18 protein-coding genes and 2 pseudogenes are annotated in these 23319 nt (G+C 54.3%); 10 read left to right on the top strand and 10 right to left on the bottom strand.

The window, feature by feature from the left end; translation table 11 throughout:
• Positions 1-148: 148 nt before the first annotated feature.
• The 5 genes from ACP97_RS19660 to ACP97_RS18910 form a co-directional block, all read right to left on the bottom strand.
• Positions 149-304, bottom strand: a complete 156-nt coding sequence (locus ACP97_RS19660; RefSeq protein WP_154019918.1) for a hypothetical protein — start codon at positions 302-304, stop codon at positions 149-151.
• Between the two features lie 313 nt (positions 305-617).
• A complete protein-coding gene (locus ACP97_RS02730; protein ID WP_049996340.1) occupies positions 618-1829 on the bottom strand; it encodes a Cdc6/Cdc18 family protein in 1212 nt (403 codons plus the stop codon).
• A gap of 740 nt (positions 1830-2569) precedes the next feature.
• On the bottom strand, positions 2570-5329 hold the full coding sequence (locus tag ACP97_RS02740; RefSeq protein ID WP_049996302.1) for a hypothetical protein: 2760 nt from the start codon (positions 5327-5329) through the stop codon (positions 2570-2572).
• A gap of 265 nt (positions 5330-5594) precedes the next feature.
• Positions 5595-5891, bottom strand: a complete 297-nt coding sequence (locus ACP97_RS02750; protein WP_049996304.1) for a hypothetical protein — start codon at positions 5889-5891, stop codon at positions 5595-5597.
• A complete protein-coding gene (locus ACP97_RS18910) occupies positions 5891-6127 on the bottom strand; it encodes a hypothetical protein (protein ID WP_079977521.1) in 237 nt (78 codons plus the stop codon). Before ACP97_RS18910 ends, ACP97_RS02750 begins: the two co-directional genes overlap by 1 nt.
• Before the next feature lie 1303 nt (positions 6128-7430).
• Here ACP97_RS18910 and ACP97_RS02760 point away from each other — a divergent pair.
• Complete coding sequence (locus ACP97_RS02760; RefSeq protein WP_237561075.1) at positions 7431-7751, top strand: hypothetical protein; 321 nt, start codon at positions 7431-7433, stop codon at positions 7749-7751.
• A 191-nt stretch (positions 7752-7942) separates the two neighbouring features.
• Here ACP97_RS02760 and ACP97_RS18915 read toward each other — a convergent pair whose 3' ends face one another.
• Positions 7943-9067: a transcriptional regulator FilR1 domain-containing protein gene (locus ACP97_RS18915; RefSeq protein WP_079977522.1), complete on the bottom strand. Its 1125-nt coding sequence runs from the start codon at positions 9065-9067 to the stop codon at positions 7943-7945.
• A gap of 103 nt (positions 9068-9170) precedes the next feature.
• Between ACP97_RS18915 and ACP97_RS02770 the strand changes: the two genes are divergently transcribed.
• Positions 9171-10571, top strand: a complete 1401-nt coding sequence (locus tag ACP97_RS02770; protein WP_049996306.1) for a cytochrome P450 — start codon at positions 9171-9173, stop codon at positions 10569-10571.
• Between the two features lie 274 nt (positions 10572-10845).
• Here the strand turns inward: ACP97_RS02770 and ACP97_RS02775 are convergent, their stop codons facing one another.
• On the bottom strand, positions 10846-12174 hold the full coding sequence (locus ACP97_RS02775; RefSeq protein ID WP_049996307.1) for a hypothetical protein: 1329 nt from the start codon (positions 12172-12174) through the stop codon (positions 10846-10848).
• Between the two features lie 926 nt (positions 12175-13100).
• Between ACP97_RS02775 and ACP97_RS20705 the strand changes: the two genes are divergently transcribed.
• Positions 13101-13577 (top strand): helix-turn-helix transcriptional regulator, encoded by a 477-nt coding sequence (locus ACP97_RS20705; protein WP_049996309.1) that lies wholly within the window; start codon positions 13101-13103, stop codon positions 13575-13577.
• A 104-nt stretch (positions 13578-13681) separates the two neighbouring features.
• On the opposite strand, the pseudogene ACP97_RS02790 reads toward ACP97_RS20705, so the two are convergent.
• Positions 13682-14413, bottom strand: a pseudogene (locus tag ACP97_RS02790) (IS5 family transposase); the annotation flags it as partial.
• Positions 14414-14518: 105 nt separating this feature from the next.
• Positions 14519-14612, bottom strand: a pseudogene (locus tag ACP97_RS19665) (IS5/IS1182 family transposase); the annotation flags it as partial.
• 623 nt (positions 14613-15235) lie between these two features.
• Here ACP97_RS19665 and ACP97_RS02800 point away from each other — a divergent pair.
• The 6 genes from ACP97_RS02800 to ACP97_RS02820 all read left to right on the top strand — a co-directional run bounded on the left by ACP97_RS02800 (position 15236) and on the right by ACP97_RS02820 (position 20893).
• Positions 15236-15466: a hypothetical protein gene (locus ACP97_RS02800; protein ID WP_049996312.1), complete on the top strand. Its 231-nt coding sequence runs from the start codon at positions 15236-15238 to the stop codon at positions 15464-15466.
• A 426-nt stretch (positions 15467-15892) separates the two neighbouring features.
• Entirely contained in the window at positions 15893-16909 is a 1017-nt protein-coding gene (locus tag ACP97_RS02805) for a hypothetical protein (protein WP_049996313.1), read from the top strand.
• 115 nt (positions 16910-17024) lie between these two features.
• Entirely contained in the window at positions 17025-17363 is a 339-nt protein-coding gene (locus ACP97_RS02810) for a DUF6788 family protein (RefSeq protein ID WP_049996314.1), read from the top strand.
• Between the two features lie 238 nt (positions 17364-17601).
• Positions 17602-18432 (top strand): transcriptional regulator TbsP, encoded by an 831-nt coding sequence (tbsP, locus tag ACP97_RS02815; RefSeq protein WP_049996315.1) that lies wholly within the window; start codon positions 17602-17604, stop codon positions 18430-18432.
• Positions 18433-18657: 225 nt separating this feature from the next.
• Complete coding sequence (locus ACP97_RS19670) at positions 18658-18834, top strand: hypothetical protein (RefSeq protein WP_154019919.1); 177 nt, start codon at positions 18658-18660, stop codon at positions 18832-18834.
• 91 nt (positions 18835-18925) lie between these two features.
• On the top strand, positions 18926-20893 hold the full coding sequence (locus ACP97_RS02820; protein ID WP_202593540.1) for a CocE/NonD family hydrolase: 1968 nt from the start codon (positions 18926-18928) through the stop codon (positions 20891-20893).
• A 123-nt stretch (positions 20894-21016) separates the two neighbouring features.
• Here ACP97_RS02820 and ACP97_RS18920 read toward each other — a convergent pair whose 3' ends face one another.
• A complete protein-coding gene (locus ACP97_RS18920; RefSeq protein ID WP_079977523.1) occupies positions 21017-21337 on the bottom strand; it encodes a DUF5783 family protein in 321 nt (106 codons plus the stop codon).
• A 297-nt stretch (positions 21338-21634) separates the two neighbouring features.
• On the opposite strand from ACP97_RS18920, the gene ACP97_RS02830 reads away from it, so the two are divergent.
• On the top strand, positions 21635-23290 hold the full coding sequence (locus ACP97_RS02830; protein WP_049996318.1) for a restriction endonuclease: 1656 nt from the start codon (positions 21635-21637) through the stop codon (positions 23288-23290).
• The last annotated feature ends 29 nt before the right edge of the window (positions 23291-23319 follow it).

The raw sequence follows: 23319 nt of genomic DNA on the forward strand, positions 1-23319 counted from the left end.
CATGAGTACCTGGTGACCAAGCGCCTCGGAGAGTCCAAGAAGCCATCAGATATTCAATGGGGCGAGGCGTCCGGCCGATAATTGGGTAAGACCGACAGCAAACTCATCTGGCGTGAGCGATTGCGTTGACGAGCGTGCGTTGCCCAAGTCAGAGCAGTGCTTCGGCCAACACGTACGGCGAGCACTGACCCGGCTTGTCGCCGAGTGTTGCCGTCGCCCGACGGACGAACTTGCGACGCTCGTCGGTGTCGAGGGCGGTGAAGCCCTTCGGCTCGGCGTGGTAATATATGACACGCGGTAGCACGCCGTAAGAACTGCCCTCGATAACCAAGGTTTCGAGACTGATACCACCTCAATACCTTCTTGGATGGATTCGCGAACGTCATTAACCTTCGAGGCAATGGGCCTGCTGTGCGTCGTCGCGACAGGAATCCTCGACTGGATACTGTCCAATCTATTTCTTTTAGGTGGCGGTGTCTTCTCCGTTGTCTTCTCTATCGCGACGCTGGTCGCACAGCACAACTACAAGTCATGATTCTGGTCTGTAGCTGAAATGTTGTTACTTGCCTTACTTTTTGTCGCTCACTCGGTGCGAGGTGTGTCCAGTAGATAGCTGCTCACTCGGTACGAGGTGTGAGCTCAGAGGAGTCCTCAAGAGCCTCCAGGACGACTTCCGGCTCGGTGATGAGTGTGTGTTCGAGATAAGCTCCCTCGTAATCTCCCCCTCCTGTATGGTTCGCTTCCAAGAGGCCGAGAAATGCTTGCTCTTTCAGAAGTCGATAAACACGGTCCTGTGAGATTGTATCCATTCCCTCCCGATCTATGAGACGCTGATAGAAGTCGTAAATCGCTGAAGTTCGAAAGGCTGTGCTGTTCTGACTTTTAGTAAGTAGCGCCAGTGCTTGGAGGATGTATTTCACATGAGGTGGAGAACCACTGATGAGCTGTTTCACTCGGTTGACCTCAGCTCTCGTCAATGCTGCGTCGATATGAGATTCGGTTACTGTCGATGCTGTCTCCTTTTCTGCGAGCCGTCCAGCTTCGTAGAGCATGTCGACTGCTTTTCGTGCATCTCCATGCTCTCGTCCGGCGAGAGCTGCAGTTTTTGGTATCACGCCATCTTCTAAAACACCGCTCTGGAATGCTGCACGACGACTGTCTAGAATTGCCCGAAGTTGCTCTGGGTCATAAGGGTTGAAGATGAGTTCGTTGTCCTGCAGACTCGAGTGAATCCGCTCGTCGAGTCGCTCTTTGTACTCAACTTTGTTGCTGATACAAATTACACCAATATGGCAGTCTGCTTTCCCGCTTTCTTTGGCTCGAGAGAGACTACGAAGGAGCTCATCATCGTCTAGCTTATCAATTTCATCGAGAATAGCGACAAACGCGTCCACCTTGTACTCATTGAGGATTTCCCAAGCAATGTCTCGATAGGTAGCTGCTCCGATCCCTTTTCGCGGGACATCTCGATCTGCCTCGACGTTTTGTCCAAGCTGGTATGTCAATTCTCGACTTGCTTGTGTCTCGGTTGTGTAATCAGAGCAATCTATGTAGGCGTGTCGGAGGACAACTCCGTTTTCTTCTGCTTTTCGCTGAGCTTCCCGTGTTGTGCACCGTGATACGAGTGATTTACCAGTTCCTGTTTTTCCATATATAATCACTGAATCAGGAGGCCCTCCGCGAGTTCCTGGACCGAGAGCTTGTCCCATCTCAGTGACTTCGCTATCTCGTCCTACGACTCGATCCAGTCCAGGTACATGCCCTACCCGAAGAAGCTCGCGGCGGTTGAAGATATCTCCTCCACCAAAGATGTCGTCAGTGTCAACCATACGCACTCCCTCTATTCCCAGCCAGTTAAGCATAGCGACCTCGCACCGAGTGACCTTCAACAATCACACTTGTGAGGCTCTAATGGTTCTTATTTTCTACCTTTATATACTACTACTGCGAGAGACACACACCTCGCACCGAGTGAGAATCATACTATGTAGAGCCATGGATTTCTAATTCCCAATATAAATCTTTGTATAGGGGTAAAATTGTAGCGAAACTCTGTCGCTAGAAGGTTTGTATTCTCTTTCCATCCGAAACCACTCTTCTCTTTATACGGTCGGATCTACACGGACTCATCTGAGGCAACTCACTCGGTGCGAGGTGTGTCTGTGTGGCTTCGATCAAAACCAAGAATCCCTCAGATTGGTCAGGTACCCCGATCCGTCCCGCTCGCGCTTGAGTACTTCCATTGAGCGCGAGACTTCCTGTTTCCGTGATTCAAGTTTGAGCCCCAGTGGGATTTCACAGTTAGTCAATTCATTGAGTGGCCGTGAGACTACAGCGAACACGAGCTCAATACTCTTCATTATCTATTTTTGAATATTTGAGGATAAAAATGGGGAGATCATTTGCCGCTCACAGCACCTTATGTACGCAACTCCCTTTTCAAATGGGTCGATTGTTACACAAGGTATGGCACCAAGTTGGGAGACTGTGCACGGCGATCATTGGTATTTGTATTCTCAAAAGTGCTCGTGCGTCTTTCAGGTCAGTCCTACCATTGAGGCCCGAAGCGTCATCTATCTCCTCTAGCAGCCGCCACAATGCTCACTTGATCGGTTTCGGCGCCAATCACGGCTATCGAGTCAGTACGGTAAAATGGAGACTTATTGGCCGCAGACACACGACTCGAATCGGCGTCGACCAATATTTCGACCGCCGATATCCACGGATCGAGCCACTCCCACGCTTCTTGCAGTGCTGGGATTCGCTCTCCAGGCTTGGCAAACAATCCCCCTACAGGGTCGTCGGCATTTGCGTATTGCCCCGCATCAAGCAAGTCGTAGACTGCCTCAGCGACCACCTCTCGGACGAGCGTATCCTGTTCTCGGTCGGCTTCAGAAGATGAGACGAACCAGGGATAGATCGTCTTGCCACGCTCCTCGTCGGTATGGAATGGCAGCGCGAACCGCCATCCTCCGTCAGTTTGGCGGATAAAATCGAACGCTGCGAGGCGCTCGATATGCTTGCGGATCCAGCGTGCTGAGACGTCGGCCCTGTCTGCAAGTTCGCTCTGTATGAGGGGTGACTCCGCTACCAGTAGCGTGTGGATGGTTCTTGAGAGCGCTGGCTTCGACATTTCTGGCAGTATCCGCTCAGCAGTGAGCGTCGAGAGCGCAAAGCGCACTTCGTCGAGACGAATCTCCCGGTTCGGTGCTTTCGTCTCCGACTCTAAGCTGTGAACTGCTCTCGCTACATCGTAGGGCGTTCCAGCGAGCGCTGCGAACAGCGAGATCGCTGTACGAGTCGATCTGAGGTTTTTCTGGCGACACGCCACGGTCATCGTAGCGGCAGTGTGTCGTCGTTCTGTGGCGGTTTCGACGGACACACGAATCGCAAACTCCGGTGCATCGTCGTGTGGTTCCCAATTCGAGAGGCGTCGCCGAAGGCGGTCAGCGATGCTCTCGACGCTCTTGCCGACGAGGACGAACGACCCGATGAGTTCGCCGAACGGGTCGTCAGCATCGACTGTCGGCGAGAACGTACTCTCGCGTTTTTGCTTCCGCAGTTCGAACAGCTGGCGGTGGGCGGCGAATTCACCATATCGGGATTGAATCGACGCGCCGATACAGAGCGTTTTGGCGAGGTCCGCTTTCTGGTCAGCCTTGAAATCCTTCGAGTAGCGGGGAATGCGTGCTTCTCGAACCACGTCGATGTCGGCGAGATCTAGCAGGTGAACCATGGTTCCGGCGAGCCCGAGCGCTTCGCGAGTGATCTCACCACGAAAGCGTGATTCGTTCTCGTAGTTGCCATCGCGGTAGTGTTTCGTGAGCTTCCGAAGGTCTTCGGCGGCCTCGATGAGTGCCTCTGTATAGGCTTCGGGTGTCGCATCGACGTCTTTGAGATAGCCGAGACAGCGGAGATCTCGCAGGAGGTCGGTATGGTTGGCGAGCAGATCGCCGAGTTTCCCCGATTCGAAACGCTCGTGGGTGAGAGCGTGGCGGAACGTACGAGTACTGGTTAACGCCAGTGCAATACACACCCACCACTGCATGGGGTTATCGTATTCGGCACCGACCAGCAGCCGATCAGCCTCGTGGTCGTAGTAGTGATGTGGCTCGCCCCGATCGGATTTCTCTGCAATCGGGTAGTCACAGAGCGTCATCGCTCCTTCGGAAGCACAGCCAGCGGCAGCCGCGTAGCGATGGCGTGCAGCCGACCGAACTTGGTGTGAAAACGGCAGGCGATTGCGGTCAGCATCTGTGCCAGCACCGTCCGATTCCGCGACAGCTTCTTCCTCCGCCTCCGCCGATGGGCGGTGACGGCCCTCGTGTGCGGGCGGGGTTACACGGCTATCGTCGGAGAGATTTCCGGTCGCGTTAACGCAGTCGTCAAGCTGGCTCTGGACGCCGATTTCGCTGTCGAGAGCGGCCAAGAACTCACGACCAACGTGCGAGAGCGAGACGTGAGTAGTGCCGCGATGATCGAAGCGCTCGACGAGTGCGTGCGGGACGAGTCGCTGCGAGACGTGGTTGCGGATCGTCCCACGGCCGACGTTCATCGCGTCGGCGAGCGCGCTATAGGTGGTCGTTTCGCTAGTTTCGTCGGCAATCGCTCGAAGAATCGCGATGGGTTTGGAATCGGGATCGAACGCCTCACGGGCGTCCTCAACGCGACTCTCGACGGCGGCTGGCATTGCTTGCTCTCCCAGGCGCGGCTTGCAGTCGTCTTTAACGCTGGCGGGAAGTTCCTCGCGATGCTTTCGCCAGAGGAACGTTCGCTCGATCGGGCTGGCCACGAGCACGACGCGACAGCCACGCGCGTAGGCACGGACGAGTGCGAGAACCGCTTGGCGCTGATCACTGCGCACGCTCGTGAACCCGTCCAGTGAAATGGCGATGGTGGGCGTCACGCTCTGGGCAGCGGCGAACAGTGCGGGGTCACCGCTATCGATATCTTCGAGACTCGTCCGGACGTCGTGGCTCGTCTGGCCACCCAACTGACGAGTGGTGCGAACGAGTTCGTGTCTGAGACCGTCTCTCCCCTTCGCAATTTCGACGGCAAGATCAGCGTACCCACCGTCGAGCGCATCGACATCGTTGCGTTCGAGGATGGCGTAGAGCTTCTCGATCGAGGCGGCCTGCCGTCCGATTGCTCGGACGCTCTCGTATAGGCGGTCGGCAAGCTGGCTCCCGTCAGTATCGAAGAGCTCTCGATGGAGCTTCGTCGGTGCCCACGTACTGTTCTCGCCGGGTCGGACTACCACGTCCGCCTCGGCGGGGTACTGGCCGGTAACCGCGATGCCGGGTTCTGGATTGGAGCCAGAGCCGGTCATCGACCGTCGCTCCCGATCGTCTGCAGGAACTCACAGGCCTCCCTGTGGCCGCCATTGCTCTGATAGCACCCGGCGCGGGCAGTGCTCTTTCTGGCGCTGTCTGCCCCGCTCTCGGTGCGACAGAGCACGCACGGCTCGCGAGCGTCATCACTGATCGTGGGGGTGAAACCGACAGCCGCCATCTTGGCTTACCCCCAGCCTCCTGCTCGAGAAATTTCGGCTGTTACAGCGGAAATCCGGTGTGGGTTCGTCGCCGTGAAACCGTTCATACGCGACTCTCCACTGTTTCGACTGGTGTCTCGGACTGCTCGCGCGTAGCGAGATGGACGGCGAGATCGCGGTCGCCGAAGACAGGACCGATACGGCGGTACCCACCGCTGTCGTGGTCAACGATCGTGCCGGTGGCTGGACAGCCCTCAGCCTGGCACTGGTAGTTGTGGTAGGCGATGCCCTCGCCTTGCCACGCGCTCGACAGGCGGTCGGCAGTGCCGCGACAGACCGCACACTGGATCGCCGTGGGGACATCAGCGTCGACGATCCGCCCGAAGGCGTCGATTTCCATCAGGCGATCTCCCCCTGTCGGTCGCCGCTTCCAGGGCCAGTACGTTGGTCGTCATCGGCAGCGAGCGTCGCCTGCTCGCAATGGCGATACCGTGTGGCCTCTTTCGAGCGGTACAGTCGCGCCCGGGCTTGTCGAGCGCGGTCGCGGTCGCTGTGGTGGTCGGCTGACTGTTTGTGGCAGTCGGCTGGCTGTACGCCCTCACGTCGGTGGGTATGTGTGCTGTCGCGTGTGGCCATTCTACGGCCCGTGATTGGAGTGCTGACGGCCGGGAGAGCCGTCGTACCCGCGGCTGTCGATGCTCGTCGCCGAGTTGCCCGCCCAACGTGAGACAGCAACGCCTCTGCGCGTAGGGCGAAAGCTATATTTGCCGTGGGCCGCGAAGGAAAAGTGTCCAGCCTCCTTCGTCGACACTGATTCGGTAGCCCCTGCTTTAGGCTGACAGTGCAACGGTTGGTATTTAGGGTTTTGTATGACGCTCTGACAGACCGTCGCGAACCGACCGGAGAGCGTCGGGGTGGGGTGTGCAGCATCCACTCGGCTCCTCGTTAGGCCCTCTCCGATCCGTGGTGGTCGCTTGCTGGCACGACGCGGCGGAGCTCGCGCTGGCAAGCATAGCCGGGGCTGATATAGTATGCCCGTGCGCACTCGGGTCGGCCTTCGATCCGATACTCACCGCCATTCGGACCGACGAGTGCTACTCTGCCATCCGGAGTGCTGGCGGGTTCGACGACGAGCATCGGAGTCGATTGGCCCTGCCAGAGGACGCCGTCGCCTTTCTGCAGGTCGGTGACGCTGTCGATCGGTTCGCACGTGTCGATAGCCTCGCGGCAAAATTGAGGACCAGTGTCGGACCCACGGTTGTTCGATTTACGCGATAGTCCGGCGGGACTCGTTTCGGCCGTGTCTCGTGGCCGATGGTATTTGACCGGGTAGCTACAGCTTCGGACGACGGTTTCGAGTGTACTTACTGCAGGCGAACCGTTAGGGAAGCATTCCGAACACGGATCGTGAATGGTGGCGTACGCGGCCGTGAACTGGACCTCGTGCCATTCCCAGTCACTGGCGGAGTGTCGCCAGCATGCCGGTTCTGTGGTGGTTTCGGCTGTCTTGCCAGTGTTTGCTGACTGCCGATGTCGATGTTCGCGTGCAATACCTTTAGGTCGCTCTGTCCTGTAGGATGAGTTGCTTTGGCTCATTGGATGATGGATTGAAAGGCTCAGCATTCCGATGTTGCCAGAGACAGTCAGCGCGGGTGTCGAGACCGAGTGAGTTCCAGTCACTCAGGCTACGACGTTGATTCCCGCGCTGGCACGATACGCTCGTAAGCCGAGCGTCCGCGCACCCGCTGCTCGACGCTTGTTGACATCGCCTGCGTCGATGGCGGATGATTAGATGCATACGTTTGACTCTGACAATAACCCGGTTTGAGACCGTTGCTGATAAACCTGTGCATAGATATTATTCATTGATGAATCAAAAGATGTGTCTGCCGGCCCAGTCCAGCGGTGTTAAGCGGAGGGATACTGGAATCCTGCATCAATGCCGTCGCCGTTGGTGCCGTGGATGAGCCGAGTTGACGAGCAGATCCTGCGAGTGCTTGATCAGGTTGGGTTCCCTCTCCCACCGAAGGCTATCATGCTCGGTATCCGGGAACGATACGGGGAGGAGGCTACTCCGGGGGCAAACCACGTCTCGCGGAGAGTACGTGGGCCGCTCTCTGAGCATGGACTGGTTGACCGGCCTTTCCCTGATGAGGCGAGGACTTACTACGGTGTTACAGAGCTTGGCGAGCGCTATCTGCACGACTCGAATGCCGAACCCGGGGAGTTCGTCGCCGGTATGGATGCTTCTGGAGAGTAGCGAGGCCTTCTGTCCACGAAGGGGTGAACTCACCATTCCCGATTTCCACCGTATCATCTGTGCCGATTCTATCCATCACGAAGCGCTGAGATGACTTATCGTACAGCCCTTTCCGAATCCGAAATCATATGTGGTATGAAATAAATTTGCTTTAGATTTAGTTGAGTTGAAAGCCACTTATGAGGCGTGAGTCACCACTGCCGGCCGTCAAATCCACTATCTGTCTCTGGTGGTTTTTTCTCTGGTCGGTGAGCCATTTCACGATAGGTATCATACAGGCTTTCAGCCCATTCGATGATTTTTGGATTTTCGCTCACGATCATAGCGATGTGCTTCCCTTCGCCGCGTTCGTTGTATGCGCCGACCGCGACTTTTCGGTCGTCATATATGCCGATGCCGAGTGTATGGGAATCCTCGAGATAGAGCGGCTGGTAGTGCTCACATTTGGCGTGAGCGGCAAAGTCTGTTCCCGTATCTTGATCTGATTTGACATAGCTTCCCCAATCAAGAATGGCCTCAGCCTCGACGCCGAAGTCGAGCATGCTCTTGTAGGCGTAGAATAGGATTGGGTTATAGATTGAACAGACACACCGGAATTGCTCCACACGAACATCACAGAGTCTGAGAGCGGCCCCGAGTACATTAGAGGGACTGGCTGTGTCCGAAGCTATGACTGTTGCATCAGAAAGCTCGGGAACTGGAACAGTTGCATCCTCTAGCGGCAGGCGCTGGAGCCATTCCGCTTTCTTGATAATCTGCTCAACCGCGATTGATAAATCATCGTAGGCGAGCAGCGTCTTCTCTCCAGTATCGGTGATTCGATACGTGTGACCTTTTTCATCTGCTAGATCATGATCCGGCTTGTCGAACTGTTTGAGTTGGCGTTTGACTGTCTCCTTAGTAGCCGATACGGATGCCCTTCGGTGAATTTCCTCTATGCTCTGGTATTCTCCACAAAGGTTTGAGAGGATCGAGATTGGTGTCTCAGTCCGAATCAGTTTCGCAAATTCATCTCTTGTAATTGTAGTTTTTGTGAGGCAATCCTCGATTGCTTCGAAGAGTAATTTTCCGCCAGCGGTCGGTTCAATGTTCTCTCGATAGATTTTGACAATTCCGTATTCATGGAGTTCTGAGAGGTGCTTTGCTGCTGTCTTCTGAGATATTTCTGCGTGGGAGGCAATGTCGTCTCGACTGGTGGGAAGCGAGAGATCGTTGACCGCACGCAAAATCTCTAATCGCTTTGTGTCAAGGGTTTCATTGATGACTTCTCGAATGTCGAGATCACGGCCAGATAGCGGGTGTGTTTGTGTGGACATGATTGTATAAAGTTCACCGGATGGTCTCTGGGATTTACTTGGCGATTTCTCTCTGGATTGGAATCAACGTGTCTTTTAATGCTCTATCGACGAAGCTTGACTGATGAGTAACAATACACAGCTCCCGCCTTCGCCTGAAGGCCATCCTATCATTGGTCATACAATTGATTTTGGTGATGATCCGTTCGGGTTTGTTGACCGTGCTACGAGCGAATGTGGGGATGTCTACTGTATGGAATTGCCGGGGACAGATGTGTACGTTCTCGCAGGAGCGGAGTACCTGAATCAGGCGCTCGTTACGGATGTTGATGCGTTCAGGAAGACAGATGACTTCAATCGAGTGTTTGGAAACGGGGTGCTCTCAACTGAAGGTGAGCAGTGGCGTCGTCAGCGAGATATTCTCCAGCCACTGTTTCATCCCGACCGGGTGAGCGGCTATGCAGACGACATGGTTGCCGCAACCCAGCGCCGCCTTTCGACGTGGGAAGATGGTGAAATCCGAGATATCGAATCGGAAATGCAGGATCTCACGATTGAGATTCTGTTCGCAACGCTGTTCGGTCGTAATCTGGCACCCGGCGAAGGTGACGATTTACGAGATGCATCGGACGGGCTTAACAAGTGGTTCGTTCCGACTTCGTGGCTGCTCCCTCATTGGGTGCCAACACCATCCCGCCGCAAATTCAGCAATTCGGAATCGCGGTTGCGAGTCGAAATACGCCAATTGCTGGCGGAGCATGAACATGCCAACACCGAGAAATCGGGTGTAGTAACGCTCGCCGACCAAGCAGGACAATCCGCTTCTGAAAGCCAATCAGGTGGCTCAGAGAGTGATACACTGCTCTCGAAGCTGTCTGAAGCAGGCGAGGCAACAGGTGAGAACCATCTGAGTCGCGAAGAAATCGAGGATCAGATGTTGACGATGATTTTCGCCGGGTACGAGACAACTGCAGCCGCTATCGCGTTCGCTCTGTATTCGCTGGCGACCGAACCCGACATTTGCGACGCCTTCCATGAGGAACTCGATACGGTGCTTGATGGAAACCCGCCGACACTGGATGACATGAGTCGTCTCGATCTCACTAATCGGATCGTCACCGAGACGCTTCGCCTCTACCCTCCTATCCATACAATCCCTCGGCAGACAACGAGAGAGGTTGATGTCGGCGATTATCGGCTTCCGGCGGATGAGCAGGTACACCTCTCGGTGATCTCAGTCCATCGTGACGAACGGTACTACGACGCTCCACTGGAGTTCCGGCCCGAGCGCTGGACAGACGGATTTGAGGAAGAGTTAGACGACTATGCATTCATCCCGTTCGGTGGTGGACGACGGACATGCATCGGACGAGAGTTCGCTCGGCTTGAGGCAACGCTCGCGCTCGCAACGATCGGTCAGCAGTTCGATCTCGAATGGACCGGTGATGAGACAGAGATGGCTATTGAACCAGAGATGACGACGAAAACGCAGAACGGATTGCCAATGACCCTTCGTCAGCGATAATTGTTTGTCGATAAGCTGCCCCCGAGGTACTCTAGTGCTGGCGATAGTGGACTGTTATAGGGGTTCGCACTGATTTTAGATTTCATACATTGCAGGTTGTCGACCTGTCGAAATCAGCGTGCGAGATACAGGGCGCGTAGTCAGCATGAACTGTTCTCTCACTCAAACTTCCCCGGAATCGGTAGAGACAGCGGACATTCCACCCATTTCCTGAAACGAGATGATATAGTTCGAGGGATCGAGTTCGGTAGCCCGGTATCAACGTGAGTTGCTACTATAGGTAGCCAGCCTGAATCAAGAGGGAAATTGCACTGGACACCGCAATCACTAGGGTGAGAATACCACCTATCCATTGTAGTCTCTTCGCCGACTCATTCTGTGATTTGATCTTATTCTGGAGCTCAACTGTTTCTATGGTAGAATTTAGTTCGATGTCAGAACGGACTAACTCGACGGCGTCATTGTACTTCTCAATCAAGTCATTAGATTCCTCTTCGGTGTAAGTCTCGATCTCGGTGGCATTATCCACTAATCTGGCTACAAAACCAGAGCGTTCACCGAAGGGGTGGGATTCCCTGAAAGAGTGCTTAATACTGTCAATTTGTCTTGATACTTGTCTCCAGTCTTCCTTCGCTTCTTGCCGACTATTCTGAATGGCTTTCAAGGCTTTATACAGGCATTCGTAATCAACCGAATCATATGATTTTTTCTCATATTCGGGGTCCTCTTGATTGTGGAACTTATAGTATCCATAAAGAGACCAGAGCAGCTTCTCGAAAATCATTGATAGACGCGTGTATCCTCTACGAGTATATATTGAACCAGTAGGGTCGTTGTCTCTACTGTAACGACTTTCAGAACCCTCTAAATGGAAATTCACAAGTATACTCCTAAATCTAAAACTGCCCACAGAACTCTCGAAATGCCTCCGACCGGGGAATACATACCGTTCTTTATTATCATATTGCATCAGTTCTTCATTCAGATCTGAGACGTGAATATCGTCTATACCATACCAGAAGAGATCTTCTTCCTTGATGAATTTCTCGAACGAGTCTAAACTGGAGTCCGAGAAGTCGAAAGACCAAAAACTTGGGTGATGCATTGACAACCGGCCAGAACTCCATGACTCTCTATTCTTTGTGAATATACCAACTTCCAAATTGTCGGCTATCAGGTCACTAATGCTTTCAGCAATTTCTTCGATCAAGACCTCGCCCGCAGACTGGTACTGATGTCCGATGTAATCAATATCATCTGCACGTTTCTCCTGTAGCTTTTCTGCAAATCTCTTTCGATCAATAACCCCGTAAACAACGCATCTGACTAATTCATTCGTTGATGATTGACCCCGGAGATAAACTCCTTCGAGAACTTTGTCCAGAAGACCGCATACAGAGATTTCATGCTCTATTGTACTCACTGTATTCGTAACCCGCTGGTGCGTCTTTTCATCGGTTCCGGGTAAATCCTCTATAGGTTCAATCGCTATTTTATTAAAATTCTCGACAAATGTGTCTTCTTCGCTCTTCCGTATTACCTCCATTACCCCGATAGCTTCCAGTACTTCTGGATAATCTACTGGAGGCGCGCTATCACCCATAGGTTAGCATCTGAGGCGACGAATAAATACCTTGAAGATTATCAAATTTTTGAAGAATGGTGGGTCTTTGTTATGCTGAATAGATCCTCTGTATCTCGCATGCTGTATTTCTCAACTAGCAAGAAGGTTCACGTGTAGCTATGCAGTGCTCCGATAGCCTATGTCTCCAGTTGCTCCTCTGAACTCTCAGTTGGCGGCGACGTAGCGATCACACCCTCACTAGATACGAACACAAGCTGATGTGATTGATGTACGACGTCACTTCGCAGCCCGAGAGTTCCCCGCACCAGCCACTCGGTGCCACCGAGTGTCGGGTGAGCGATAGTATCGGGCGCACAATCGCTGCAGCTGATCCGCGCGACCGTGATATCACGCTCATCGGACATCGAGTAGGCATAGATACTCACCGGCGACCCTTCGCCGACCGGCTGCCCACAGCGCCCACAGAGCGCGTGCTCACCATCGCTGATCGTAGCTCCGGTGACTGCGCGCTCGATTGGCACGGTGATCGAGCAGTGTATCTCGACGCTCATCGGCTGCCTCCGTGTTTACATTGAGGACAGTACTTGCCGTGCTGCCGGGCGAAATAGCCATAAAAGCCCGACCCGCAGCTCGGGCAGCATTCATCGCTCATCGTTGCTTACCACCGCTCTCGATCGTGGTTGCTTTCGCTATCGGTGCGACACCGTTTTGACCGCTTAGGCGTGTAGTGCACATGGCTGTTGGGCCTCAAGACAGCCAGCCCGCGCGTCTCAGCGCGCGGGCATTCCTCTCACAGAGAATGCCCCAATGGGACCGGTCTGTCTCTACCTAAACCCACAAAGGCATAGGTAATAAAACCATCGATACAGTCTGAGAAGACAATATGCATTCGTGGGAACCCACGAGTGACAAGGACTATTACGTATGAGCTACTACGATCGCACATGAGTGGTGACCGCCCTCGAAACGACTCCGGTCAGTACGATGATGAACTCCTACCTGAAACGGTCTTGGAGGTCTTCGACAGGCGTGATGATCTCGCTCGACCGCTCACGTCGAGTGACGTCATGGAGGCACTCGACTGTGCGCGTCGAACGGCTTTGAACAAGCTCAACGAACTCGTCGCCGCTGGCTCGCTCGAAAGCCGCGAGGTCGGTGCTCGTGCCCGCGTGTTCTGGCGACCGATTCCTGGCGACGATCACGACGCACGGCTGAAACGGCTGAGTGCCGAACTCGGGCAACCGATCTCGGTCGGTGAGACCGTCTACGAGAGCGGTGACAATCATCCGATTGAGGCTACTAGCGATAATGATTCCGAGAGCGATACCGAGTACAACCTTAGTGGTCCCGAGCGAGTTGCCGATCCTGCTGACGAGGAGGCTAGTCCTGACCATATCGAGCGTGACGAAAGCCAACAATAGAACTGAGTAGAATCAAGTGCCCTGTAGGACCGTTATACGCGGCTTGATTTTGGCGTTTTCACTCACCCCACCGCTGAGCAGAAACCGATATACTGCGGTTGAGTTTACGGATATCTAATAGTACGACGAAGATTGTAGATGGCGTATTTGAGGATCATCTCGCGGAATTCCAGATGCCAGCTCCGCGCACGCACGGCGGAGCCGAGCGTGCGCTTGATGGCTGAGAAGGCTGTTTCGACCATCCAGCGGCGATTGTAGCTGTTCGAGTCCATGCGGGCGTTGTGAGCGTGATCGAGCGAGTTGTGCAGCCGATGTTTGATAAGTGGACGAACTCTGTTCTCGCGGAGTTCGTCCCGGAACGCTTTCGCGTCGTAGCCTTTGTTTGCGGCCAGACTGAGCAGGTCGCCGGCGTTGCGCCGGGCGACCTGCGGGCCGATCTTCGCGTCGTGTTTCTTCGCGGTGGTGCAGTGAACGTCGGTGACGTAGAGCGTCTCGACGTCGACGAGAGTCGTGACCTTCAGCGAGCGGACGCGGTAGTGCGCTCGCTGAACGTAGTGGCGACTGGGCTGATCGCGGTCGAAGCCGGTTGCATCGACCGCAGCATGGCCAGTGCGTTTCTCGGCTGACGCGCCGAGAAACGCACGCCAGCGCCCCATCGAGATGATCTCGAACCAATCGCGGAGGGCTGTGTAGTGCGGCAACCGCGTCAAACCGATCTCTTTGAGGATGCCAGGCATCTCGCCGAGAAGATCGATGGTTTGGCGGTATGATTTCCCGAGTTCGACACGGATCGCATGAAGCGTGAGCATCGCCCATTCGGCGAACCCGCCGCCCCGTTAAGGGTCTAGCAGAACTTTTCGATGCTCGGTTTCGCTTAGTCTGGCAGTATTCGCTGATCGCCGCCTACTCACCGATCCTGAACGTCAAAAGGTTACGCTAGATCCTATCGGGGTCGGCGGGTTCGTCGGGGTTAGCGACAACTTGTTTAGCTTTCGCAACCGATTCTTGAGTGAAGAGGCGGATTTCCGATGCCATAACAATCCGCCTCCTCGCTTTCTACCACGATAACCTCATCAGAGCCGCTCCGTCTAGCGATCCTACAGAGCATCCTGTTCTTTGCATGAGGAATACCGCTCTTACATCGCGCTGTGGGGATTAGCACTGATCTTCCGAGTCCTCCCATCACAGGCTATCGACTTGTTGAAATCAGCGTGCGAGATACAGGACACATGTCTCGTTTTATCGCTGCCACTGGTTGATTGGACGATGAAGGAACTACGACTCCTGTCTTGGAGACCAAGCAGACTCGAGACCCGCTCCGAGTGCGATCCCGACAGCAACCCCGATAGCCAACTCGTTCATCGCAACACCGATGGCGACACCGAGGACGAGTCCAATTGACATCCCCGCACCAGTTTTTTGTTGAATCCCGTCTTCTCCGTTCGTGGAAACCATAGGCTATACTTCAATGTATCCGAAGATAACACTATCGGTGAACTTACCCTCTGAGTCGGTCACGCCTCACCTGATGCTGGAATGGACTGGATATCTCCGGTGGAGGCTGTGATCCCTGATATGTCTTGAAGTAGTGGATCGGCTTCTCCAAAGGGCGCTCGTGGCTGATACAGATTGATATACAGCCGGCTAAAACAACTCATATGGATGAAGAGCGGCGGATACCGCCGTTCGCCGAAGACACGCTCGCGCTGTTGACGGAAGCGGCCGGCGGGACCGGCGAAGCCCTTCCGCGAGACGAGGCCTCCGACGTGATCACCAACGTTGAGCGGTTCACCGAAGCGGACGCCCAAGACGCGCTCGCCCGGCTCGAAAGCCGTGGATACATCTACTTCGCCGACGAGCAGGTTCGCATTACCCCAACTGACGAGTGACCAGCACCTCGAAATGGGGAGAGTTCACTTTCAGTGCGCTTCGAAAGCTTCTATAATCAGCTGAGAGCTATCTACGCCGAGGACCACAGTCTGGACCTCGAAAGAGCGCTGTCACACGCTCTCTTTCCCTTTCATGATACAGACAGTCAAACGGATGCTCTCACACTCGACACAGGAGTCCGTTGTCGAGTGCCGCAACTGCGGGGCGAACGTCGAACCGGAGGCTGAGTCATGCCCACTCTGCGCCTCGACCGAGATCGCACACTACGAGATCGATCCCTGAACTGAGTGGCTTCTCTTAGCCGGAGCGGGGGAGCATCTAGATCGACGGTTGATGGACTCGGAATACGGAAGAAGCCGGACTTACACTCGGAAGCGGGTGTGTGGGCCACGGCTCTTTAGACAGCGCCTCTCTGAGTGGGATGTATGGCGATTCCGTTCAGTGCGACGTGGGGCACGCTGATCGAGCGTTGCGAGGAACTTCCTGAAGAGGCGACGCTGATCACGCCATTGGCTTCGAAGCGATTCCGCATCACCGATGTCCAAGATCAGCGCATCATCATCGAAGACATCGATTCGGGTGACTCACAACCGCTGCAACGCGAGCAGTTCGGAGCACTCGCTGAGCACACACGCGACGCCGTCGACGGCTACGAGCTCGAACGCCTCCCACCGAAAGCCGAACCGTACGCGGCGGTGCTTGCACTCCACCCGCGCTACGTGCTTGATGAACGCGAGAACACGCTGACCGAACTCGAAGAAGCCGACGAAAACGCCGTGCTCGACGATGCACCGCACCTGTCGATGACAGCGGGTGCGGACAACGAACAGGATAGCGAGCGCGAAGAGCCCGAAATCGACGTGTATTCGGATATGCTCTTGCTGATCGACGCGCTCGAACGCGAGGACATGACCGCTCTCGAAAGCGTCGACACGCCCGTACTGGTGAATCTCTACACCTTATTGTCGGACGTCCAGCGCAACGCCAACGACCTTCGAAAGGACGTGACCGACGTCCTCTTGGAGCGTGTCGGGCACGACCGGCCGCTGCACGGTCAGTATGGGTCGGTCCAGCGAACGACGCGCCGAAACCGCTCGCTGAAAGACGACGAGGAAGTGCTCGAAGCGTTCGCAGATACGGGCATCGGCCGCGAGCAACTGCTCGGCGTCGACCGGAGCAAGGTCAAGGAAGCACTGGATGTCGTCCCAGTGTCCGAATTAGACGTCTACGACGTGAGCGAAAGCGAGTACGTACGCAAGGCCGAGGTGGACGAAGAGCGCAAGGAAACGCGCTTGCAGGGACTCAAAGACCGGGTGGCGGTCAGCGACGATCCCGAAGCAGATGTCCTCCGCCAGGAAGTCGAGCGGTTGGAACAAGAGATCGAGGAACTGACTGAGTTCTCGCCGGGGAGTTCGTTCGAGACGCAACCAGAACAAGGCTGAAACGAGAGTTCTATGAGTTCGTGCCCGGTGATCGGCTTTCATCGCCGTGGAGTGCCGTTTATCTTATGTAACACTCGGTGGCTTTATGCGCCCTCGACTGTTACATAAGGCAACCATGGTCGAACAGGACCCGCCGGTCCCTCCGGGGCAGTTGCCGAAGTACCTCGCCGAAGGCCTGCCCAAACAGGACAGCGAGACGCTCGCAGAGACCCGCAAGTACATCGAGGAGTTGCTCGCGTGGAGAGAGCGGCCGGTCGAAGAAGGCGATCTTCCTGAAGAAGCCGAGCCAGTTGACGAATCCACCCACGGGCAGGGAACCGTGGTCGAGGAGATGGTGACCTGTGGCGACGAGTCATGTGCGTGCATGACCGACGGCGAGAAGCATGGGCCGTATCTCTATCGTTACTACCGCGAGGACGGAACGCTCACCTCGGAGTATCTCGGGAAACCATGAGCGGGCCGCCGCGCCTTGTGTAACAATCCCCATTTACTTCCCACGAAAAATTACATAAGGATGTTCAGCAGCCGGCCCGGCCACTGGTGAGGCCCGATTGAGTTTTTGTGATAGATTGTTGGCGAAGTGAGCGAATCCCGAACCCGTCGCGTGTGAACCTCTATCCTATTGATGCATGGTCGAGTGAACTAAGATAATGGCACAATGTGGATATAGCTTCATCGCTTACTGATACTGTATGACCACAGCATCACACAGTATAGAGACGTCCGTCGATGAGAGTCTTCGCGCCCTTCTCGATGGAGAGGTTGGGGAAATTCTCGCGGTCAACTTCAGCGAACAGGCAACGAGTGGACTCGTCGAAATACTCACCGAGAGTGAAGAGTCACCGGAAGTACGCTTGCTCGTTGACGAAGACGTACTGAAATGGCTCCGGGATGATTTCGTGCTGGCAAGCACGGCAGCGGAGTTGATCGAGGCAGAGATACTCGAAATACGGGCAGCCACAGAGGACTTAGAGAATACGCTGTTGGTGACCGATGAGACGGTGGTATCGATTATAATATCAGAAGGACTCGTCGGCGCACTCGGGACTGACGATGCGGAATTCGTCGAAGCGGCGCGCGAGCGCTGGAGCAGCGTGTGGGAGGGCGGCGACAAGTTCGATCTGCGGACGCCGGCACGCTCGCGTGTCGAGCAGTCGCTTGGCGAGGAGTTCGGTTCGGAGGTCGAATCGGACTTCCAGGCAGTATTGGACTCGCTCGGGAGTACGCGCGATGAGACCGTTCTGGACGAGGTGGGAGTGAGTTTGCTCGTGGCAGCCAGACATGAGAAGCTGCTGTACGACATCTCGAAATGGGGCGAGGACACCGGTGTGGCGAGCAAGGCGACGTTTTCGCGGACGAAAACTCGCCTCGAAGAACAGGGATTGCTTGAGACGGAGAAAGTGCCGATCGATATTGGGCGGCCACGGTTGCGCTTGCTGGTGGGCGATGAGCGTCTCCGAGAAGCGGATATCGAAGAATTGCCGAGTGTAGTTTGGGAGTTGCTATCGGCGGTTCCAGCCTAACAGGTATGTATCGAGCGGCTCTTCGAGGGTAGCCCTCTCTATTTTTATCAACAAAACTCACAGAGCGCGCTGTGCGCGAGCAGGACCGTGGAGATGGGCGGGCGCTCCATGAGTACGCGGTCGGGCTTTGGCCGGTCCTCCAAGCCGGGATTCTTCAGCGGTGCTGACACGGTTGCGGTGGCGACGGCGTGAAGCGCCGGAGCCAGTAAGTTGAAACCGTGCGGAGTGAGCACGCGCGATATCGTCGCAGCAGCGCAGCCGGGCGACCACCGGGAGAGCGAGCGAAGCGAGCGCCACGGCGAGCACGGTGGTGCGGGTGCCTCCCTCCTGAAACTTGAACTCGTCAGAGTGTCGATAGTCGCTGAAGTGCTCGGCAACGAGATCTGCGAGGTCGGCAAGTGAGCGATCCAGCGGTAAGCGAGTTACGATTCACCCAGAGATTGGCGAACGCGGGGTCTTGCAGCTGATGCTTATAGTTATCCGAGGACTCAAAATGACAAAAAACCCATCAATTGGGGAAGAACTAAGAGGTGAAGATTTAAAACAACTCAATATGGCACGAAAAGAGCGCCAGAAGCAAACCGACCACAATAGATGGATCACTCGGCGGCAGATTTTGAGAACCACCGCAGCAACGGGCGTTGGGACCACTTTAGGTACTATCCCAGCTGCGGCAACTGACAATAGACCAACATTTGAGAACGGTAAAGCCCAGCCTGTTTTCGCCGATGAGGACGTAATCCGAGAGGATTACTGGGTTGAGACGTCGCTCGACACAGACGGGTCGGGCGAACCCGACCGAGTGCACGTTGAGGTCGCCCGGCCTGAGTCCACTCTGGATAGCGACCTGCAACTGCCGGTTGTTATGGAACCTAGCCCGTATTACGGAGAAGATCAGCCTGCATGGGGCTATTCACCTGAGAAGGAGCTGTACGAGCCTGATAAACCCGGACGGGATCTCGAAGAAGGAGTTGAGGGCCGGTCCCGAAAAGTCTACGAGGACTACTCCCACCTGGCGGAATTCACTGGTCGAGACGGCCCTAATATCGGCCCGGAGTTCTTTGAAGAGTACCTGTTACAGTGCGGGTTCATCTGGGCTTATCCCGCGTCGATTGGGACTGAGCAGTCAACGGGTTGTCCTGATGTCGGCGGCCCGACTGAGATCGAGGGGATCAAGACAGTTGTCGACTGGCTGAACGGCCGTGCGGACGCGTACGACATGCGGGATGGCGGCGAGAAGTACGACGCGGACTGGACGACCGGGAAGACCGCTATCATGGGTATCTCGTACAACGGGACATTGGCCAACGGCGTCGCCGCAACTGGCGTTGATGGCCTCGAAGCAATCGTACCGATTGCCGCGATTTCCAACTGGTACGACTACTACCGCGCGAACGGACATGTTGCATCAAACCTAGATATGGGCGGGCTCTTCGATTATATTATGAGTCGAGAGGACGGTGTGGACTGTGATTCAGCTCGAGAGCTTGTCGAAGAAGGGCAGGACCGTACTACTGGCAACTACAATGATTGGTGGGATGAGCGTAACTACCTCCCGGATGTCGAAAATATCGACGCTGGCGTGCTAATTTGTCACGGTATCTACGACTTCAACGTCGAGACATCGAATGCATACAAGCTCGTAAACGAACTTAGAGAAAATACTGTACCGTACCGAATGTGGCTCCACCAGGGGGGACACGACGACCCGATCCGGCGGGGCGTTGATGAGGAGCCTTGGGTCGATCTGCTCAATCGCTGGTACACTTACTGGCTCTTTGGCGTTGACAATAGCGTCATGGACGAATCGCCCATCACGATTGAGCGCGAAGATGGCTCGTTGACTACCGAGACTGACTGGCCCCACCCGGAAACTGAGCATGTCGACATCAATTTCACGTCCGGTGGGCGGACACAAGGTGGGCTTACGCTTGAGCATCCAACCGGCAAACCAGTTGAGGAAAGTCTCGTTGACGATCCCGAAATTTACATCCAGAGCCACGCTGAGGCCGACGAATCCGACCACCGGCTTGTCTATACTACCGAACCACTCAATGAGGATGTTCGGGTCAGCGGGACTGTTTTTCCAGACCTAACGCTCTCGTTCGATGAGCCGGCAGCGAATGTCACGGTACTGCTGGTCGAGTATAACGAAAACGGCGAGGCTGATATTGTCAACCGGGGCTGGATGGACCCGCAAAACCGCAAGTCAGTCAGTGAGACGTTCGCCCTCCATCCGCCGAGACGCCCCTATCATCTTGAATTTAATCTGCAAGCGACCGACCGAGTCTTTAAGGCCGGCAACCGGCTCGGCATTGTGCTCCTGTCGACTGACCCTGGTCATGGAATGTTACAACCGCCCGAAACGCGCGTCAAGATAATGCTCGATCTCAAGCGCAGTTCAGTGCGCATACCAGTTGTTGACGGGGAGTCAGCCCTTGAATCAGCGTTTTCCGATTGAATTAGATCAGTGTCGTCTATTCTAGAGTTCGGGCCTGCGATCTGGAACAACGACGGCGACACGATTACAAACGCGGAGGGCAAACAGATTCTCAAGAAGGAGTATCTTCTGGACACTCCTAGCTCACTTGGTTTCAAACTCAAAGACTCGCTGCAACTCAGTTTCTATTTGAGTAATAAACTCGTCAAGGATGATATCAAACTTCTCCTCATCAGGTATGTCTTGAACACGATCATGAGGATTGTCTGGGAGTTCAATACGAAATTCATCATCACCCTCATAGAACGGCTCGCTCTCGTCGAGCACTTGGCGGTCAATCAAGCGAAGGAGAGTCGAGTCATACCGGTCATGCATGTGCTGGTAGGCGTTCTTGTACGCCTCCTGCAGTTCATCGAAATAGTGGACGTACTTCTCCTCGAATTTCTCGGGATCGAACGTAGTCATGGACATGTGTAGAACAGCTATCGGGTAAACGATTGGGTGAGGTTCATCAGATCGCTCTTCTGTCACGTAGTGGCCTACCTGTATGAGCACGTCCGTCGATAGTTATCTAATTATTCCTAGGCGGATATCGAACAGCTGATGTAACCACTAATCAGATAGCCACCAAGGAGAAAGCCTTAGAAGAGATCGGGAGGCTATCAAGCGCTCGATAACCGCATACCGGCTGAAGAAATAACAAATATTTGACTAGGTGACACCCTTCAGATTCAAGTACTAGCCTGGTAAATTATCGTCTCAATGGGAATCTTCGGAACTGAGGACAGGTCGTACGATCCAGCGATCAGCGATATGGTTGACAATGCTATTGGTGACTCGGTCTCCGGCAAGGCGTTGACTTCAACAACAGTGGGATTCGCTCAGACAGGTTACCTCGCAGACCACACGATAGCGAGCTTACTGACTGACGGGGAATCTCCTCATGCAATCTTCCCAAATTTACAGAAAGGTGTCTCTATGAATAACAACAACTTTACATCAAGTGGGAATTACCGGCATTTGTTAGTCGTTACAGATACAAGACTTCTCTTCCTTATCGGTACCGAAAACGGCGATCGCGGTAATGTGTTACGGTATTCCGACATTGATGATGTCCAGTGCTCAGCAGGCATGTTGAAACACCTAATCAAAATCCAGTTCTCCGGTGGAACAATCGAGTTCTACGTCACGAACTCAGTCCAGAGTGAGGAAATTTTTGAGATCAGAGACTACATTGCTACACAACGCGACAGCACTTCTGAAGATGCGAGTGATACGTTTGAACTGGATTCGCTGAGGCCGATTTGGCTAGACTCCGCAGCGGGTATCGCTGATACCACTGAACCATCTGTAGAATTGTCAGAATCACAAACAGCAACCACGAGAGAGTCACATTCCCCTAGTGAAAGTCTCATTGAGCAACTACGCAAGATAGACAGCTACGAGTTTGAGAAACTGATTGCTGATCTGTGGGAGCGACAAGGATGGGAAGCGACCGTATCGGATGCTACTCGAGATGGTGGTATAGATATTGTCGCAGTCAAGTATGCACCATTCGAACAGAAACAACTCATCCAAGCAAAGCGCTACGGTGAGAAAAACCACGTTGGCGCGCCGGACGTACAGCAGTATTCGAGCCTTCATCAGCAAGAGGACAACGTAGATGCTGTTATCATCGTGACTACTGGCCAATTTTCTAAACAAGCTACAGCTACCGCGAAGCAACTAAATGTCAAACTCATCGACGGTAATGACCTAATTAGACTAATCGATCAGCTTGACGCGCGTGAGCTAGTTACGAAATACGCATCGACGGAAGCCGAAAAGATCTCCGGTGGGTTGTCCACAAACTCACAGAACCACCGGCGCGACGAACCGGTTGGCAAATACACCTCTCCACAGCAAGTTCCTCAGAGTACAGACCACATATCTGACATTTACGTGTCTAAACTTGTTGATAATTCAACGGGTAAATTGGTGACACGGAATCGCCTCACAAAGCAACAACCAGGGATAAGTCATCCTCAGACACTCGGTCAGGCCCCAATCTACTATCTGGCTAAGGATGAGCAACCACATTTCATGTTCCGAGTTGATTCGGTCACAACGCCACAAGAAAGTCTGGAGCCCGACAATGGCGGCTATCTTATCGCAACGAACCGCCGAGTAGCTCTCCTAATTGGCCACGCCGGTGAGGATGCTATTAGGACGATCCCATATGATACGATTACTTCAATTCGTATGGAAAAGGGGTTCATAAAGCGTGAATTCTATATTCAGACTGATCAGGGAGAGTTTGTCGTTGACGGGCAACATACGTTTTATAACGAATCAGGGGCCGATTCGGAGGATGATATTGATGCTGAGTTTGAGAATATGACGCAGTTCATCAAAGAGATGGTTTACAAGACAATGTAATTGTCGAGTGATGGAGAGCATCAGATAAA

This window comes from Halococcus sediminicola (genome assembly GCF_000755245.1).
Classification (GTDB): domain Archaea; phylum Halobacteriota; class Halobacteria; order Halobacteriales; family Halococcaceae; genus Halococcus; species Halococcus sediminicola.

Coding starts and splice junctions, on each gene's coding strand:
- ACP97_RS02730 (WP_049996340.1), bottom strand. CDS start 1,829: ATGGTTGACACTGACGACATCTTTGGTGGAGGAGATATCTTCAACCGC.
- ACP97_RS02740 (WP_049996302.1), bottom strand. CDS start 5,329: ATGACCGGCTCTGGCTCCAATCCAGAACCCGGCATCGCGGTTACCGGC.
- ACP97_RS02750 (WP_049996304.1), bottom strand. CDS start 5,891: ATGGAAATCGACGCCTTCGGGCGGATCGTCGACGCTGATGTCCCCACG.
- ACP97_RS18910 (WP_079977521.1), bottom strand. CDS start 6,127: ATGGCCACACGCGACAGCACACATACCCACCGACGTGAGGGCGTACAG.
- ACP97_RS02760 (WP_237561075.1), top strand. CDS start 7,431: ATGCCGTCGCCGTTGGTGCCGTGGATGAGCCGAGTTGACGAGCAGATC.
- ACP97_RS18915 (WP_079977522.1), bottom strand. CDS start 9,067: ATGTCCACACAAACACACCCGCTATCTGGCCGTGATCTCGACATTCGA.
- ACP97_RS02770 (WP_049996306.1), top strand. CDS start 9,171: ATGAGTAACAATACACAGCTCCCGCCTTCGCCTGAAGGCCATCCTATC.
- ACP97_RS02775 (WP_049996307.1), bottom strand. CDS start 12,174: ATGGGTGATAGCGCGCCTCCAGTAGATTATCCAGAAGTACTGGAAGCT.
- ACP97_RS20705 (WP_049996309.1), top strand. CDS start 13,101: ATGAGTGGTGACCGCCCTCGAAACGACTCCGGTCAGTACGATGATGAA.
- ACP97_RS02800 (WP_049996312.1), top strand. CDS start 15,236: ATGGATGAAGAGCGGCGGATACCGCCGTTCGCCGAAGACACGCTCGCG.
- ACP97_RS02805 (WP_049996313.1), top strand. CDS start 15,893: ATGGCGATTCCGTTCAGTGCGACGTGGGGCACGCTGATCGAGCGTTGC.
- ACP97_RS02810 (WP_049996314.1), top strand. CDS start 17,025: ATGGTCGAACAGGACCCGCCGGTCCCTCCGGGGCAGTTGCCGAAGTAC.
- tbsP (WP_049996315.1), top strand. CDS start 17,602: ATGACCACAGCATCACACAGTATAGAGACGTCCGTCGATGAGAGTCTT.
- ACP97_RS02820 (WP_202593540.1), top strand. CDS start 18,926: ATGACAAAAAACCCATCAATTGGGGAAGAACTAAGAGGTGAAGATTTA.
- ACP97_RS18920 (WP_079977523.1), bottom strand. CDS start 21,337: ATGACTACGTTCGATCCCGAGAAATTCGAGGAGAAGTACGTCCACTAT.
- ACP97_RS02830 (WP_049996318.1), top strand. CDS start 21,635: ATGGGAATCTTCGGAACTGAGGACAGGTCGTACGATCCAGCGATCAGC.